General features: G+C 64.4%; 13 protein-coding genes. 9 read left to right on the top strand and 4 right to left on the bottom strand.

Going from position 1 to position 16,091, the window contains the following annotated elements:
• Nucleotides 1-331: 331 nt before the first annotated feature.
• The 9 genes from AC1DJB_RS23400 (at nucleotide 332) to AC1DJB_RS23360 (ending at nucleotide 10,112) form a co-directional block, all read left to right on the top strand.
• Nucleotides 332-1,414, top strand: a complete 1,083-nt coding sequence (locus tag AC1DJB_RS23400) for a LacI family DNA-binding transcriptional regulator (protein WP_476888384.1) — start codon at nucleotides 332-334, stop codon at nucleotides 1,412-1,414.
• 167 nt (nucleotides 1,415-1,581) lie between these two features.
• Nucleotides 1,582-2,877, top strand: a complete 1,296-nt coding sequence (locus tag AC1DJB_RS23395; protein ID WP_476910954.1) for a sugar ABC transporter substrate-binding protein — start codon at nucleotides 1,582-1,584, stop codon at nucleotides 2,875-2,877.
• A 2-nt stretch (nucleotides 2,878-2,879) separates the two neighbouring features.
• Nucleotides 2,880-3,839, top strand: a complete 960-nt coding sequence (locus AC1DJB_RS23390; RefSeq protein ID WP_476888382.1) for a carbohydrate ABC transporter permease — start codon at nucleotides 2,880-2,882, stop codon at nucleotides 3,837-3,839.
• 12 nt (nucleotides 3,840-3,851) lie between these two features.
• A complete protein-coding gene (locus tag AC1DJB_RS23385; protein WP_476888381.1) occupies nucleotides 3,852-4,748 on the top strand; it encodes a carbohydrate ABC transporter permease in 897 nt (298 codons plus the stop codon).
• A gap of 85 nt (nucleotides 4,749-4,833) precedes the next feature.
• Nucleotides 4,834-5,586: a sugar phosphate isomerase/epimerase family protein gene (locus AC1DJB_RS23380; protein WP_476888380.1), complete on the top strand. Its 753-nt coding sequence runs from the start codon at nucleotides 4,834-4,836 to the stop codon at nucleotides 5,584-5,586.
• Nucleotides 5,583-6,701, top strand: a complete 1,119-nt coding sequence (locus AC1DJB_RS23375; RefSeq protein ID WP_476888379.1) for a Gfo/Idh/MocA family protein — start codon at nucleotides 5,583-5,585, stop codon at nucleotides 6,699-6,701. Before AC1DJB_RS23380 ends, AC1DJB_RS23375 begins: the two co-directional genes overlap by 4 nt.
• A gap of 65 nt (nucleotides 6,702-6,766) precedes the next feature.
• Entirely contained in the window at nucleotides 6,767-7,915 is a 1,149-nt protein-coding gene (locus AC1DJB_RS23370; protein WP_476888755.1) for a Gfo/Idh/MocA family protein, read from the top strand.
• Nucleotide 7,916: 1 nt separating this feature from the next.
• The gene (locus AC1DJB_RS23365) at nucleotides 7,917-8,918 is read left to right on the top strand and encodes a sugar phosphate isomerase/epimerase family protein (RefSeq protein ID WP_476888378.1); all 1,002 of its coding nucleotides are present in this window, start codon (nucleotides 7,917-7,919) and stop codon (nucleotides 8,916-8,918) included.
• 120 nt (nucleotides 8,919-9,038) lie between these two features.
• The gene (locus tag AC1DJB_RS23360; RefSeq protein ID WP_476901694.1) at nucleotides 9,039-10,112 is read left to right on the top strand and encodes a LacI family DNA-binding transcriptional regulator; all 1,074 of its coding nucleotides are present in this window, start codon (nucleotides 9,039-9,041) and stop codon (nucleotides 10,110-10,112) included.
• Nucleotides 10,113-10,308: 196 nt separating this feature from the next.
• On the opposite strand, the gene AC1DJB_RS23355 is transcribed toward AC1DJB_RS23360, so the two are convergent.
• The 4 genes from AC1DJB_RS23355 to AC1DJB_RS23340 all read right to left on the bottom strand — a co-directional run bounded on the left by AC1DJB_RS23355 (nucleotide 10,309) and on the right by AC1DJB_RS23340 (nucleotide 15,918).
• On the bottom strand, nucleotides 10,309-10,722 hold the full coding sequence (locus AC1DJB_RS23355) for a hypothetical protein (protein WP_476888376.1): 414 nt from the start codon (nucleotides 10,720-10,722) through the stop codon (nucleotides 10,309-10,311).
• Nucleotides 10,719-12,764 carry a hypothetical protein gene (locus AC1DJB_RS23350; RefSeq protein WP_476888375.1) on the bottom strand — a complete coding sequence of 682 codons (2,046 nt, stop codon included), beginning with the start codon at nucleotides 12,762-12,764 and terminating at the stop codon, nucleotides 10,719-10,721. Before AC1DJB_RS23350 ends, AC1DJB_RS23355 begins: the two co-directional genes overlap by 4 nt.
• Nucleotides 12,761-14,386 carry a hypothetical protein gene (locus AC1DJB_RS23345; RefSeq protein ID WP_476888374.1) on the bottom strand — a complete coding sequence of 542 codons (1,626 nt, stop codon included), beginning with the start codon at nucleotides 14,384-14,386 and terminating at the stop codon, nucleotides 12,761-12,763. The genes AC1DJB_RS23350 and AC1DJB_RS23345 overlap by 4 nt, the downstream gene beginning before the upstream one ends.
• Before the next feature lie 104 nt (nucleotides 14,387-14,490).
• Complete coding sequence (locus AC1DJB_RS23340) at nucleotides 14,491-15,918, bottom strand: tyrosine-type recombinase/integrase (protein ID WP_476910953.1); 1,428 nt, start codon at nucleotides 15,916-15,918, stop codon at nucleotides 14,491-14,493.
• Nucleotides 15,919-16,091 lie beyond the last annotated feature (173 nt).

The raw sequence follows: 16,091 nt of genomic DNA, 5'->3' as shown, positions 1-16,091 counted from the left end.
TTCCCTGTCAACTCCAGCGTGTTGAAGCTACGAGGACAGGCCTGATCCCAAATGGGCCACTAAGTGGCCACCGTCGGGCCCGCTCCAGGGAATCGGACGCCACCGACGTCGGAAGGAGTCGGCAGAAGGCCCGTTCACTGCCGAGGTTTTCACCCTGCGGGCCCAGTCCGACGCCGTTCAGCCGGCCGTGCAAGCCGAAATCCTTGATGAATGCATCGGGTCGAGGCACCCGGCGGGATCGGGGGCCGACATGCCCGGCCGTGAGGGACAAGATCCACTCCCGGCTTTCGCCTCTATTGTTAAGCGCATAGTCTGCGTGTTAAGGGGAGTGATGGCAGTGGCGAAGAGTCCGACGGTTTATGACGTTGCGGAGCGGGCTGGGGTGTCGATTGCCACGGTTTCGTTTGCTTTCACGCAGCCTCACCGGGTTAAAGACTCAACACGAGTCGCTGTGATTGATGCTGCCCGGGCCCTCGGGTATGTGCCCAGTGCCAGCGCCCGCGGCTTGGCCAAGGGCCGTACCGGTGCACTGGGGCTCTTTTCGTTCGACTTCCTGAATTTTCTGCCCGATGCGGAGGGAATGAAGAAAGACCGGGCCGCTGCTGTCGTGGCGCCTAATGATGATTGCCGGCTGTTCCCGGTCTATGTTGACGAGGTCCAGCGGGGTGTCCAGCTGGAGAGCTTTAGCCGGGGCTACGCGCTGATGATCGGCGGCGGCAACAGGGCCAGCAGCGAAAGGGCAGTGACTGACATTGCCGGCCGGGTCGACGGTTTGATTATTTTTCCCCGCACCATTCCTGCAGAGGTAACCCGGCGCATCTCGGCCCGCATTCCCGTTCTTGAACTCTCCGACCCGTCCGGGATAGACGGGCTCCATCACGTGACGGTGGACAATGCCTCGGGCATGCGGCAGCTCATGGAGCATCTTCTTGGCGTTCACGGGTTCAGGAAGCTGATGTTCGTCAGCATCCCCAACGTCGAGACGGAAGCGAGGTACGAGGCTTTCGGCGCGGCGCTTAGTGCCCGCGGATTGGAGGTTCTGCCCGCATTGGAAAGCAGGCCCGGCGCCAGCGGTGTGACTGCGGATCTGATCGCAGACCTCCTGGGTTCCGGTTCCCTTCCGGACTGTTTTGTCTGCGCCAATGATGAGGAAGCGTTGGTGGTCATGGAGACACTCAAGGCCGCCGGAGTTTCGGTTCCGGGTCAGGTAGCGGTGGCCGGTTTTGATGGCATCGTGGCGGGCCGGCTCGTCAGCCCGACACTGACTACGGTCCGCCAGCCGATGGAACTGATGGGGCGCACGGCCGTGGAAATCCTGGTCGACGCCATCTCCCAGCCCGTTGCCCCTCTCGTTGAAAGGCAGTTGCCGGTGCACCTTGTGGTGCGCGAAAGCTGCGGCTGCGCGAAAAGATGATCTGAGCAGTTCCGCACGGAAAACTGTTGTCAAAATCACAGTAATGCGCTTAGATTGAGCTACAGCCCGATCTAAGCGCATTGAGTGCCTGCTTTGCAAGCATCTAAGCGCATCAATCTGGCGTTCTGCTACCTGGCGCCCCGGGCGTCCGACCGAAGGGAACAACGATGATCCAAACCACTGGGGACACGCGTGTCCGCATCAGGAAGATCGCAGCGCTTGGCCTTGCCGCCGGGCTGCTGCTGACCGGCTGCGGACGGGACAACGCAGCCACGAGCACTCCGGAAACCGGAAAGGCAGTCGCAGGCGGTGCCGCCACCGGAACGATTAATCTGTGGGCCCAAGGGGATGAGGCAAAGCTGCTTCCCGGGCTCTTGAAGGACTTTGAGGCCGAAAACCCTGGTGTGAAGGTCAATGTCACGGCCATCCCGTGGGATGCGGCGCACAACAAGTACCAGACGGCCATCGCCGGAGGCACCACGCCCGATATTGCCCAGATGGGCACCACCTGGATGACCGATTTCAGTGATGCCTTCGATCCCAAGCCCTCGGAGATCGATAGCTCGGCCTTCTTCCCGAGCTCGGTGAAGTCCACACAGATCAGCGGTACCAGCCTGGGGGTGCCGTGGTTCGTCGACACCCGGGTCCTGTATTACCGCAAAGACCTGGCCGCCAAGGCCGGCTACCCTCAATTCCCCACCTCATGGGACGGCCTGACTGCCATGGCCAAGGCCCTGAAGTCACAGGACGGGGTGAAATACGGGCTCCAACTTCCCGCGGGCGGCTCGGACTCCTTCCAGACCATGCTTCCGTTCCTGTGGTCCAACGGCGCGAAGTTCATCAGCCAGGACAATTCGAAGTGGACTTTTGACACTCCGGAAATCGTCCAGGCCTTGAAGTACTACCAGGGCTTCTTCACAGAGGGGCTGGCCAACAAAAACCCTGCGACCGGATCCGGTGCCGCAGAGGCGGCATTCGTCAACGGTGAAGCGCCGGTCTTCATCGGAGGACCATCCGAGCTCGCCCAGCTCGATCAGGCCGGCGGCCCTGGTTTCCGGGACAAGTACATGGTGGCGACCTTCCCCAAGCAGGTCACCGGAACGTCCTTCATCGGCGGCTCGGACCTGGTGGTCTTCAAAGACGCAAAAAACAGGGACGGAGCCTGGAAGCTCGCACAGTGGCTTTCCAAGCCCGAAGTCCAGACAAAGTGGCAGAAGCTATCGGGGAGCCTTCCCGCGCTGCAAAGCGCCTGGAAGGACCCCAGCCTGGCCGGGAATGCGAAGCTTGCGGTCTTCGGTGAGCAGATGAAGGACACCAACTTCCCGCCCACCATCTCCACCTGGACGCAGGTTTCCGCGGCAGCAGACACCCAGCTGGAACAGATCGTCAAGGCCGGCAAGGACCCCGCAGCGGCCATGAAGGACCTGCAGGCCACCGCCGATAAAATCGGTACCGGGAAGTAATCATGGCCGTCACAGCGGCAACGGGGCAGGCGGGCAGGACTCCGTCCGCCGGCCTGCCCCGGACGCCGGAACACCGTAGTGCAGCCTCCCGACGCCGCAGGAAGAGCCTTGTCGCCTGGTTGTTCGCCCTGCCGTTCGTCCTCATTTTCGGTTTCTTCATGCTGATGCCTTTGCTGTCCTCCTTTGTGTTGTCCTTCACGGACTTCACGAGCAAGGACGTCCGGAACCCGTTCGGCGTGGGCTTCGTCGGCCTGGACCAGTTTGCCGAGCTCTTCGGCAACCAGCAGTTCCTTCACTCCATGCTCAACACGGGCTACTTCGTGATCGTCGGGATCCCGTTGACGATGGCCGCGGGGCTGGCCCTGGCGGTGGCATTGAACAACGGGATCACCCGGTTCCGCGGCGCCTTCCGGGTCGGCTTCTACACCCCGGTGGTGACCAGCATCGTCGCGATCGCGGTCGTGTGGAGGTTCATCCTGCAACCGGACGGCCTGCTGAACATCGTGCTGGGCTGGGTGGGCATCGCGGGGCCGGACTGGCTGAACAGTACGGCGTGGTCCATGCCGGCGATGATCCTGATGGCGGTCTGGCGCAACATGGGCACCCTGATGATCATCTTCCTGGCCGGGCTGCAGAACGTCCCCACCGAGGTCCTGGAAGCTGCCGAGGTGGACGGCGCCAACGCCTGGCAAAGGTTCGTGAGGGTCACGCTGCCGATCCTTCGCCCCACCCTGCTGCTGGGCGCGGTCCTGCTATCGGTCGGGTTCCTGCAGTTCTTCGAGGAGCCGTTCGTGATGACCAAGGGCGGCCCCCTGGACTCCACGCTTTCGGTGAGCTATTTCACCTTCAACCAGTTCGGGTTCGGCAAGTATGGCCTGGCCTCGGCCGCCAGCTACGTATTGTTCGTGGCCATCGCCCTGCTGAGCCTGATCCAGTTCCGCACCCTCCGCTCCAAAGACTGAAGCGAGCAGACCATGACCAACACAAAAACCGCACCCGCGGCGCCGGCCCGCCCCGCCACGCGACGGGCCGTCACACCGCGCCGGAAGCATTCCACCATCGGAAAACAGGCCTGGGTATATACCGGGCTGGTGCTTGCCGGAGCCGCGACGGTGCTGCCCTTCGTCTGGATGCTGCTGGGATCCTTCAAAACCCAGGGAGAGCTCCTGCGGCGGCCCGTCACCTGGTGGCCGCAGGACCCGACCCTGGATAACTACGTGCGCTGGTTCACCGACCTGCACATCAACACCTTCTTCATGAACAGCATCATCGTCGCCGTCGTCACGGTCCTGGGGAACCTCCTGTTCTGCTCCATGGTCGGCTACGCCCTGGCCAAGATGGACTTCACAGGCAAGAAGGTCCTGTTCCTGCTGGTGATGGTGACCCTCATGGTCCCGGGCGTCGTGACGTTCGTTCCGTTGTTTGTCATGGTCAGCAAGCTGGGCCTGGTCAACACCTACCCGGCCCTGATCCTGCCTTTCCTGGTCTCGCCCCTGGGCGTCTTCCTGATGCGGCAGTTCATGATGGGCATACCGGACTCCCTGATCGAAGCAGCCAGGATCGATGGAGCCGGCGAACTGCGGACCTTCACCCGGATCGTCATGCCCCTTTGCGGGCCTCCGCTGGCAACACTGGGGATCCTCACATTCCTCGGATCGTGGAACAACTTCCTCTGGCCCCTCGTGGCCGCCCAGAGCGAAGACAAATACACGCTGCCCGTTGCCTTGTCGCTGTTCTCGACCGGCGAGAACGCAACCGACTACGGCCTGCTCCTGGCCGGTTCCGTGCTGGTCATCGCCCCCATCGTGGCCCTGTTCATCGCCCTGCAACGGTTCTTCATCCAGGGCGTAGCATCGACCGGCATCAAGTAAGCCCTCCGGGCTCCCCGCCCACACCGCGGCGCCCGGCGCGGCCGCTGTCTCTTCCCATCACAAAGCCCATTTCAAAAGGAAACGGATGTCATATTCACTTCAGCTGTTCACCCTCCGCAACGCCATGCAGGCCGACCTTCCGGGCACCATCGGCAAGGTCGCAGGGATCGGTTTCACCCAGGTCGAGCCGTACGACTTCGTGGCCACAGCCAAGGAGCTTGGTGCCGCACTGGCGCAGAACGGCCTGACGGCACCTTCCGGCCACGCACCGTTGATGAGCCAGGACCAGGACGAAATCTTTGAGGCTGCCAGGGAATTGGGCATCGCCACGGTCATTGACCCCTTCCTGCCGGCAGAGCACTGGCAAAGGGCCGAGGACATCCGGGCCACGGCCGGAAAGCTCAACGCGGCGGCGAAGAAGGGCGCCGCGTACGGCATCCGCGTCGGGTATCACAACCACGACTGGGAACTGGAGTCGATGATCGAGGGCCAGACCGCCCTCGAGTACCTCGCCGGGCTGCTGGAACCGGAGGTTGTCTTGGAGGTGGATGTTTACTGGGCGGCAGTCGGAGGCCAGGATCCTGAAGCCCTCCTCCGGCGCCTCGGTGACCGGGTGAAGTTCATCCATATCAAGGACGGCCCGATCACTGCCGACATCAAAGCCCAGCAACCCGCTGGCGGGGGCCGGATCGCAGTCCTGGACGTCATTGCGGCGGCCGGGTCCCTTGAGGTGGGTGTCGTTGAGTTCGACGACTACGCAGGGGACATCTTCGAGGGCATCACCCAAAGCCTGCGCTATCTGGAGAACGCGGCAGTGAACGCAGGAGAGCCGGCATGAGCGGCGCCGCCACCGGCAGCGGGCCGGTCGGCGTCGCCGTTATCGGCGCCGGGAACATCAGCAAACAGTACCTGGACAACCTCATAGGCTTTCCTGACCTGAAGGTCCATGTCATCGCGGACCTGTTCGAAGAAGCCGCCCAAGCGCGGGCCAAGGAGTACGGCATCCCGGGGTGGGGCGGGGTTGAGGCGGCGCTGAACCACCCCGGTGTCGAGATCATCGTGAACCTGACCATCCCGGCCGCGCACGTGGAAGTGGCAACCGCCGCGGTCCGGGCGGGGAAGCACGTCTGGACCGAGAAGCCGTTTTCGCTGGACCGGGAGTCGGGGCTTGGTTTGTTGAAGGCCGCCGACGCCGCGGGCATGCGGCTCGGCTGCGCCCCGGATACGTTCCTGGGAGCGGGCCTGCAGACGGCGCGGCGGATCATTGAGCGCGGGGACATCGGCACGCCGCTCACTGCGATGACCACGTTCCAGACGCCCGGCCCGGAATCCTGGCACCCCAATCCTGGTTTCCTGTTCCAGTACGGCGCCGGCCCGCTGTTCGACATGGGCCCGTACTACCTCACGGCCCTCGTTCAGACCTTCGGGTCTGTCCGCAGGGTCGCGGCCCTCGGGTCCAAAGCAAAGGAAGTCCGGGTGATCGGGTCCGGACCGAATGCGGGCACGGAATTCACCGTCGATGTTCCCACCCATGTCTCCGCCGTGGCCCAATTCGACGGCGGGGCGTCCTCCCACAGCGTCTTCAGCTTCGAATCCCCGCGCGAACGGACGGGATTCGTGGAGATCACAGGGACGGAGGCCACGATTTCCCTTCCTGACCCCAACGAATTCGCCGGTGATGTCCGTATCTGGAGGGCCGGGGACCAGGACTGGACCACGGTTCCGGCCACCGGCCCCGCAGACGGCCGCGGTTTGGGTGTGCTGGACATGGCCCGTTCGATTCGGGCAGGCGTTCCCCACCGGGCCACCGGCAACCTCGCCTTCCACGTCCTGGACACCATGGTCTCGATCTCCGAATCCATCGAATCGGGCGCTTTCATCGACGTTGAAAGCTCCGCCCCGGCCTCCGCTGCCCTCCCGGAGGACTGGGAACCGTCAGCGCAAACACTCTAGGAGAGAGCGCCGTGTCAGCAGAACAGAACAGCCGGCAGGAACAGACCCGCCCCCTCGGCGTGGCCATGATCGGTTATGCCTTCATGGGCAGGGTCCATTCGAACGCATGGCGGAACGTCGCCAGCTTCTTCGACGTCCCGGTCTTCGAGCAAAAGGTCCTGGTGGGCCGGGATGCCGCCCAGGTCGCCGCCGCAGCCTCGAGCTACGGCTGGACCGAATGGGCCACCGACTGGCGGGACGTCATCAGCCGTGAGGACATCGACATCGTCGACATCTCCGCACCCGGGTGGATGCACGCCGAGATCGCCATTGCTGCACTCCAGGCAGGCAAGCACGTCCTCGTGGAAAAACCCCTGGCCAACACCCTGGCTGAAGCCGAAACCATGGCTGAGGCAGCCCGGGCCGCTCGGGAAAAAGGGGTGCAGTCCATGGTCGGATTCAACTACCGCCGCGTCCCGGCCCTCGCCCTCGCCAAGGAACTGATCGCGGAGGGACGGCTGGGCACCGTCCGGCACGTCCGCGCCGCCTACCTGCAGGACTGGCTCTCCGACGCCGAATCGCCCATGACCTGGCGCCTGCGCAAAGAAACCGCAGGCTCCGGTGCCCTGGGAGACATCGCCTCCCACGCCATTGACCAAATCGGCTACCTCACGGGGCAAACCGTTCTTGAAGCCTCAGGGGTGCTGAAAACGTTCGTCGTACAGCGCCCTGGTCCGTCTGGATTGGAGGAGGTCACGGTGGATGACGCCGCGTGGGCGACATTCTGGCTCACCGGCGACATGGGCGCCTCTGTCGAAGCGTCACGGGTGGCTACCGGTCAGAAGAACAGCCTCCAGATCGAGGTCTACGGCACCGCAGGAGCCCTGACGTTCAACCTGGAAAACCTGAATGAGCTGAATTTCCTGGACGCCACCACCCCGGTCGGGGAGCAAGGTTTCCGCCGGATCCTCGTCAACGAACCCGGACACCCCTACATGGACGCCTGGTGGCCCCAAGGCCACATCATCGGCTGGGAACACACCTTCACCCACCAGATCCGGGACTTCCTGCTGGCCATTAACTCCGGCGAGGCACCGTCACCGTCGTTCGAAGAAGGACTCCAGGTTCAACGGGTGCTCGCCGCCGTCGAAGAGTCAGCCAACAACAAAAGCACCGTAACCCCCGTCCATCAATCCGTCGTCGCCAGTCCAGCGTCACAGATACAAGGAACCTGACATGCCCCGCCCGTACACCCTGTTCACCGGCCAGTGGGCCGACCTGCCCTTCGAGGACGTCGCGCGCCTAGCCTCCGGCTGGGGCTATGACGGCCTGGAAATCGCAGTGTCCGGGGACCACCTGGACGCCTGGCGCTGGGACGAACCCGGCTACGTCGAGTCCAAGCTCGCCATCCTGGACAAATACAACCTCAAGGTCTGGGCCATCTCCAACCACCTCAAGGGCCAGGCCGTGTGCGATGACCCCATCGACTTCCGCCACCAAGCCATCGTCGGCGCCAAGGTCTGGGGCGACGGGAACCCCGAAGGCGTCCGCCAACGCGCCGCCGAAGAAATGAAACACACCGCCCGCCTCGCCCAAGCCCTCGGCGTGGGCACCGTCGTCGGATTCACCGGCTCCTCCATCTGGCAATACGTCGCGATGTTCCCACCCGTCCCCGAAAAAGACATCGACGCAGGCTACCAGGACTTCGCCGACCGCTGGAACCCCATCCTGGACGTCTTCGACGAACACGGCGTCCGCTTCGCCCACGAAGTCCACCCCTCCGAGATCGCCTACGACTACTGGACCACCGTGCGCACCCTGGAAGCCATCGGGCACCGGGAAGCGTTCGGGCTGAACTGGGACCCCTCCCACTTCATGTGGCAAGGCATCGACCCCGTCTCCTTTATCTGGGACTTCAAAGACCGGATCTACCACGTGGACTGCAAGGACACCAAGCTCCGCCCCACCGGCCGGAACACCGTCATGGGCTCCCACCTGCCCTGGGGCGACCCGCGCCGCGGCTGGGACTTCGTTTCCGCCGGACGCGGCGACGTGCCCTGGGAATCCTCCTTCCGCGCCCTGACCGCGATCGGCTACGACGGACCGATCAGCATCGAATGGGAGGACGCTGGCATGGACCGCCTCCACGGCGCCCCCGAAGCCCTCGCCAACCTCAAAAAATACGACTTCCCGCCCTCGCAGGCCAGCTTCGACGCCGCCTTCGGCAGCCAGGACTAGCAGCGGCACCACCTGCACGCCCGGCTTGTTGGTCAAGGCGGCATCGCCTAGGTCCCTATAACGGCCAACGCGAAGACCTCCCGGGGGAGGGTGCAGGCCCCACACTGTAAAGGATTCGCTTTGATACAGCCTGCCGGTAGAGCAACGCGGGCGCACCACCCCAAGGCCAGCATCGAAGATGTGGCCGCGGCGGCCGGTGTTTCCACGGCCACCGTTTCCCGCGCAATCAGGGGTCTTCCGAGGGTCGCCCAACCCACACGGACGAGAATTCTCGAAATCGCGCAGGCCCTGGGCTACACCGCCTCGGCCTCCGCCGCAGGGCTGGCCACAGGCAAGACACGAAGCGTCGGTGTTGTGACTTCCTCCCTTCGTCACCCTGCATACAGCGCGGCTGTTGAAGGAGCCGAGCGGGCACTCCGCGGCCGGGATTATTCTCTGGTTCTACTCCATCTCCCGCAACCCTCTGCCAGTCCGCAGCTCCCCATGGACCTGAACATGCTCTGCCGACGCGTGGACGCGCTTCTGGTTCTCGGGGCCGGCACTCTGGAAAAGGACCAGATCGAGCAACTGCAACGGAACGGGATGCCGCACATCGTGATCGGTCTGCACTGCGAACAGGACGACAGTGAGGCAGAAGCTGCAACCACCGCAATTCGCCACCTGGTTCAGCTCGGGCACACGGACCTGGCCTTCTTCCATGGCGAACTTGGGGCCGCGATCCGGACCCGGCTGCAGGCAGGCGGACTGGAACACTGGACGAGCGCTCTGAACGCTGATGGCATCAAGCTGAGGGAAGTCCGGATTGAACGTCGGCCAGGGGTAATCCGCAACAGCCGGACGGCGTTCAGCCGTCTCTGGGCGGTGCCCGGGTCAAAGCCGACCGCGATCGTCTGCGCTTCCGACGAGATGGCTCTGGGCGTGCTGTTGGAAGCCGAGCGGAAGGGCCTGAAGATTCCTGAAGATCTGTCCATCGTGGCAATGGACGGCCAGGACCTGGGCGAATCACTGGAATTGACGGCGGTCATTCAATATTCAGCCCGGAGGGCGGCACAGGGCGCACAAAGTCTCCTCGCCGCCTTGGAAGGTGACCGCGACGTCACCCACCCGGCCGCGTGGTCTCCAGAGCTCATGATTCGGCAGTCAACAGCAGCACCACAAGAAACGGGCCGACCTTCACGGTGGCTGCCACAATAGAAAGGCCATACGAGCAGGTAAGGACCCAGACGGTCTTGATGCCCGCGCAGGTTGAGGGGTTTTCCAAGACCCGATTTCGGGAGCAGACTTGCTGAGGATGTTCTTCGGTGCCTGTCAGCGGTACCGCAGTAGTACGGGGACTATCTCCCATGGCTGCTGCGAGGCATGTTCACTTTGTCGTTTAGCGGAAGCCGTTTCATTTCTGCGTCAAACTACTGCCTATGGCATGGATCATGCCTCCGGACTCTGCCAGTCGCCGTCGGAGCTCTTCATTTTGGAGCTGTGCGAGGTGGAGGGCGCCGATGAGGGCTTCGCTGTCTGCCTTTAGTTGCTGGATCACTTTTCTGTCTTCCTCCCGCAGCCGTTTCAGCCTGGCTGTCTCGCGCCGGAGGCGTAGTTCGCTGTCTGGTGTCCCGCCGGACGCTCTTACCTGCTCGTAGAAGAGGTTCTTCAGGTCGGGGTGCCGCTGAGTGAGCGCGTTTCGCGGGACTCCTGCTTCTGCGGCGAGGGCCACGACGGTCAGGGCCCCGTTTGACCTCTCCGGGTACCCGTCAAGGATTCGCTCCATGGCCGCTTGGATGTGGGCGCGTTCGTCTTGCGCGGGGCTCATTGTCTCTCCTCGATAACAATGCGGGAACGCTCGTGCTGATCGGCTTCCTGACGGAGCCGCCGGGCCCGGGCCTCGAGCCGGTGTCCGAGGGGCTCGGGCGCCTTCGGGGCCTGTTTCTCCAGGGATTCCGCCTCTTGTCGCATCAGTTGTGCGTGATCATCGGTTCGTGCGATGTTCGCGCAGGATGTGACGCAGCGGTCCAGGCGCGGCGCTTCGCGTTCGGTGATGCGGTTGCAGAGGGCGCGGTCCGGTTTGTAGACGCACATGAGCATCGCGGACGGATTTTCGTAGACGGTCAGCGACGGGTTCTCCAAAAGCGCACGGGCCTGCCTAGCGTTGACGATCGTGCCAGCGAATTCGGGGGCGTGCCGGGCGGCGTTGATGGCTCTGCGCGCCGCCGGGCCTGAGATGCCCGCGCCGTTCGCAATGTCTTCGTTGAGCGAGGCAAGCGTGTCGGCAGCTGCGAGAGCCGTTTCCAGGTCGAGCAGGTCGTGCATTCCGTTCCGACTCCGTGACGCGTACCCGGCACTCATGGCGGTGCGCATGTGGCCGTATTGAACCGCGAGGGCGACGAGCCCGCCGGGGCGTCTGGCGATATGCCAGGCCAGCGTCCGGCGGAACCGCGAGACCCCGATCGAGCCATGCTTGTCCCCAGGGACTGTCTCGTGGGGGCGGTCCAGGCTCTTGGCGAGGTTCGAAGCCCATGTAATGAACTTCTCGATGCGCATGTTCATGGTGTCGGGCGGCAGGTCTCCGAACAGATACCCGTCGGGGTTGATCCTCTCAAGGGTGCGGATGGCCCGTACCACCGGTTCGATGGCAACCCAGGGAACGTCGCGAATTGTTCCCTGCGGGACGTGGTTCCCGTCGTCGTTGACGGCCGTCTTGTAAACGCGGCCGTAGATCAGGTAGCGCCCCGATTCCGGCTCCGGGCAGCAGCCCCTTTCGAGACCCTGGAGCTCGCGGGGCCGCATTCCCGTCAAGTACGACACCACAATGTAGGCCGCGGTCGTCAGATGGGTCTTGAGGGTCCCCGCCTCGGAGTAGTCAATGAATTCCTTCCAGGCGCGGCCATCGACCGTGCCCGAGATCTCTGTGAAGACGGGAGCGGGACCATCGGCGGACAAGAGCTGTTCCCGCCAACGCCCTGCGAATACCTGATGGTGGACCTGATGGACCGCCGCCCCCGTTACGTAGGAGATGTACGTCGCAGCGAGTCCGCTCTTGTTCCCGGCTGCCATGCTCGGTGGCGATGTGCCGGCTGCGATGAGGCGCCCCAGGTAGTCCTCGAGCGCAGCCTGGCCTTCTGGAGTGGCCGCGTTCTGCTTGCTTTTGGCGAGTATTTCTTCTTTACGTTGGACGGCAGTGAGGATGTCTTCGGCGAAGTCGTCGACCACGCGCAGGGCCCAGATCAGCAGTGGTCCCATGGTTTCCGGGGTGATCGGCTCTGTCGAGTTCTCGCCCACGGACGACCCGGCCGGAAGGAAATCATCGGCGCCCTCTATCAGCCACGGCGGTTCGCAGAGTCCGACCGGGAAGGGGTTCGAGGAGTCCAGCGCCCAGAGCCGGGTCAGGGCTGCGAGGACTTTCTGGGCGGGGTTGCGCGTCATTGCCCGGTCTGTTGCGAGGTGGAGGGCGTAGGCCTGCAGGTCTGCCGGAGTGCAGTCGCCGAGGGATGCGCTTCCCCTCTTTTCCAGCCATTGGCAGAATGCCCTCCATATCGCCACGGTGGGATACACATGTCGGGGTGATACGGTGGTCCGCCACCGAGGGTGTCTGCCGATCAGGAAGGTGGCGGGCAGCGAAGTGTTGATCAGCAGCCAAGTCAGGTGCCGCAGTTCCTCCCGGAAAGCCGCGGGCACAGTCTCCCAGTGGATCGTCGTGCGCGATACACCGGGGCCGTGCTCCAGTGCGTCCAGGCTCCAGGACGGGTCCCCGTATCGGGGGACCGGGCCGGTGAAGCCTTCGGCGACCAGACCGGGCAGGATGGCGTGGGCATGCAGTGCCGGGTGCGAAGCGCTCTCTTCGATTGCGAGGGTCACAGGTCGTACTGTCCTTCCAGAAGGCTGCCAATGATTGCTCTGTCGGTGGAGGTCACGCTGGCCAGGGCGGTCGCCCAGACCTGGTCACCGAGCCTGCGCTTGAGGTCCTCCAGACGCGTGAACGGGTTGCCCCAGTCCGATGCCCAGGTCTCTTCGCCCAGGACCGAACGCAAGCTGGCCAACGAGCGGTGCAGGTATGCCAGACGGGGATGATGCTTCGGGTGTATCCGCGCGTTGGGGCACGCCGTGCACATCAGGAACGAGGCCCGGCATCCCGTTCCATGGGGGCTGAATGGACTGCTCTTGTAGTCGCAGCAGGCGGCAGTGGGGGTCTCCTGGGAATCCGGGCGGGCCGTGTCGGCAAGCTGAGCGCGCAGGACGGTGTGCCGGGCGTGGGCGAGTGCGCTCTCGGCGCCCTCTGCGACGATCGGGACGGATGCCTGCTGCGCCTGGGGTTCGGGGAGGACATAGACCGCGTCGTGGGTGTCCTGGCTGTTCTGGCCGGGCTCCCTGCGGTACAGCACATTGACCGTCTTCCGCAGTCTTTGCAGGGGAGCGCCGGTTAGGCCGGTTTCCCGGAGCCAGGAGTCGGCCGCGTTCTTCGTCAGGCCGATCCCGAATGGCGTCACCGGGGACGCGTTCCTGGGCCCCGGCAGGGAGTTCCGCCAGATGAGCAGGAAGTCCAGGGCGCTGTCGGCGGCAGTGACAAAGGCCCGCGCGTGAGAAGTTGCCTCCAGAGCCTTCGAGATCAGCCGCCCTGGTGTGTCGGCGCCGGTGTCCGGGACATTCCGGGTCTCGAAGTGGCGGCCGGCTCCCCGCCGCCGCTTCTCCAGCTCCAACCGGTAGATGGGGAAGCCACCGGATCCGCCGTGCTGCAAGGCCCGCGGCGTGCGCATTTCCGACACCACGGTCGCGTTCAGTCCGAACTCCATTACGAGCAATACGGCCAGCGCATACGCTTCGGACCGGCTCAGAAATAGCCGCATCCACGTGAACTGCGGGGCCTCTCCGCCGAGGACTGCGACGTAACGGTGAATAGTACGTTTGGTCCCGCTTTCGCGAAGTATGTAGGGGACATATCCGGTGCGGGCGAGCGAGTCCAGGGCCTCTCCGAGGATCCAGTCCGGGCTTTGCTGCTCGAAGGATCCCTCACGCCATCGCCGTAGATGTTCTGTGTTGGCCCGGATCCTCAAGTAGGCGGAGCGGAAGATCTTCCGGGCCGCGGCGCGCACTTCCTCGAATTCGTCCGGGGCCAACGCCCGTCCCGTGGACGTGACCAAGGGAAGCCGCTTGGCCATCGCGGACCTCGTGGCCTCGCTCAGCTCGTCGTGTCTCCTGAGGAAGCCACCCAGTGCGATCACCTGTGAGTAGCCGTAGATGCCTTCCGGCCGACGCATCCGCCACCTGTTCCACAGCGCCGGTGTGATGTCGACGAGGCGCTGGGGCGGATTGTCCTGTTCGGCGCAAAAGCGCCCGAATGCGGTAAGGCGGAACCACATGGCCTTGCTTGACGGGAGCGAGTCCCACCCGCCGCCCGGAGCACACTTCTCGGCGAACCACCGGGCAAAGGCGCGCTGCAGCTCCGGGCCCACCGGGATTTCGTCGAAGTTGAACGTGCCCACCCGTCCCTTCCTGTCGCGGTGCTCGACCGTCAGCCCATCATGGGGCCGCGGAACCGGCCGGTGGTGGGGCTCCGGCGGCAGGGCAGCACGCTGCCCTCGGCCGCTCACAGGATAGCCTCGTCGTCAATCAGGTCCTGGATCGTGCCCGTTTCGGCTGCGAGCCGGGCGAGAATCCAGGAGACATCGTCGGCCGCCCCTCCCTGCGGGGCCCCTGAACCAGGCGCAGGCGAGGAGATAAGCGAGTGGAGCTGGAGGTCGGAGACCGGGGCCAGATAGATCCTGCGGGTGGTTTCGACGTCCGCGTGGCCGAGAAGGTCCTGGACCATCCGCCAGGGATCCCCGTAGAGGAGGCGGAAGTCGCGGCGCTCCTTCGGTGTCAGGCCGAGCCGGACATCCATCGCGTGGTGGAGCGCGACCAGCATGTAGAGCGCGAAGGAATGCCGGCACATGTGCGGGGTGCAGAACGGAGCATCACCCTTTTCTCCCGACAGGGTCTTCTCGCACCGTTCCGTGGCGGTCCGGAACACACCCTCCCAGGATGCCGGTTGAAACGGCAGGCCGGACTCATTGAGCCACAGCCACAGGGGTTCAGGCCCCTCGGGTCCTTCAGTGAAAAGATTCGCCCGTTCCTCGACGCTTGCCCGTGCCAGGGCCGTCTCACCGAGCATTCCGTCGCGATCGCGCCAGTGAAGGACCTTCATCCGGTGCCCGGAGACCGACGTCACCAGACGCATCCGCGGCAGCACGTCATACCGGTCCTGCCGCTGCGCACGGCGGATCACCCTCGCCCGGCCGGCATCGCAGTACGCCTCGATCTCGCCCACCACCGGTGCTGCCATATAGAAAGTGCGGGCACGCTTTGACTTCGTCACCACCGGGGCCAGCCGGCCCGAATAGTACCGTCGGTGTCCTACCTCGGACTGGGGGATCTCGACGGTGAGAAGCGAAGCGGCCTCGGTCAGACGCAGACCCGATGAGAACAACAGATTGGCGAAAGCCGAATTCCGGTCCTCCATCCGCCCGCCCCATGCCGCGCCCGGCACACCGTCCGCGGAGAATCCGCGCAAGCCCACATCCACCCAACGCCGGAACATCCTGGGCGTCAGCCAGCGCACATCACTGGACCTCGCATCCTTAGCCCGGGCGGCAGGCACCTCCACCGCCTGCCCGTGCCGCCCGATCGCCTCCCGCGTTTCAATCGGGCTCGCGGACACGTATCCCTGCTTGACCGCCCACGAGTACAGGCGACCCAAAGCCGCGAGGCCCCGATTCCAACGGGCACCGCCGACCCGCCGCGGGTTGCTCAGCGACCTCGTGCGCCAGTCCTCGAAATCCCACAGGTCATCGGGGCCTGCCTCATCCCAGTTCTTGTCTCGACGCCACAGGAAGTCGAAGAAGACGCAATAGTCCGTCGCATAGTTCCGCTTCGTCTCCTGCTCCAGCCGGGCGAAGGACGAACGGACCAGGAAACGGGCCAACCGTCCATCGATCTGGCAGTCCGGCGACAGCAGGATGGGCGTCCCAGGACGCACACCCGCCCGCTCCTCGTCCTTCGCCAGGCCGTCCCAACCGCCCAAGACCGGCAATCGCTTCGACTCGACAGACCGCCCCGCCGGCACCCAAAAAATACGCCATCCTCGCACCACTCACACCCCTCTTGAACCGCATCAACACGCTTATTCAACAGGGAATTGCAGACCAGGCC

Source organism: Arthrobacter sp. 01T428 (genome assembly GCF_056398685.1).
This window is presented reverse-complemented; position numbering and strand designations above follow the sequence as displayed.

Coding starts and splice junctions, on each gene's coding strand:
- AC1DJB_RS23400 (WP_476888384.1), top strand. CDS start 332: ATGGCAGTGGCGAAGAGTCCGACGGTTTATGACGTTGCGGAGCGGGCT.
- AC1DJB_RS23395 (WP_476910954.1), top strand. CDS start 1,582: ATGATCCAAACCACTGGGGACACGCGTGTCCGCATCAGGAAGATCGCA.
- AC1DJB_RS23390 (WP_476888382.1), top strand. CDS start 2,880: ATGGCCGTCACAGCGGCAACGGGGCAGGCGGGCAGGACTCCGTCCGCC.
- AC1DJB_RS23385 (WP_476888381.1), top strand. CDS start 3,852: ATGACCAACACAAAAACCGCACCCGCGGCGCCGGCCCGCCCCGCCACG.
- AC1DJB_RS23380 (WP_476888380.1), top strand. CDS start 4,834: ATGTCATATTCACTTCAGCTGTTCACCCTCCGCAACGCCATGCAGGCC.
- AC1DJB_RS23375 (WP_476888379.1), top strand. CDS start 5,583: ATGAGCGGCGCCGCCACCGGCAGCGGGCCGGTCGGCGTCGCCGTTATC.
- AC1DJB_RS23370 (WP_476888755.1), top strand. CDS start 6,767: ATGATCGGTTATGCCTTCATGGGCAGGGTCCATTCGAACGCATGGCGG.
- AC1DJB_RS23365 (WP_476888378.1), top strand. CDS start 7,917: ATGCCCCGCCCGTACACCCTGTTCACCGGCCAGTGGGCCGACCTGCCC.
- AC1DJB_RS23355 (WP_476888376.1), bottom strand. CDS start 10,722: ATGAGCCCCGCGCAAGACGAACGCGCCCACATCCAAGCGGCCATGGAG.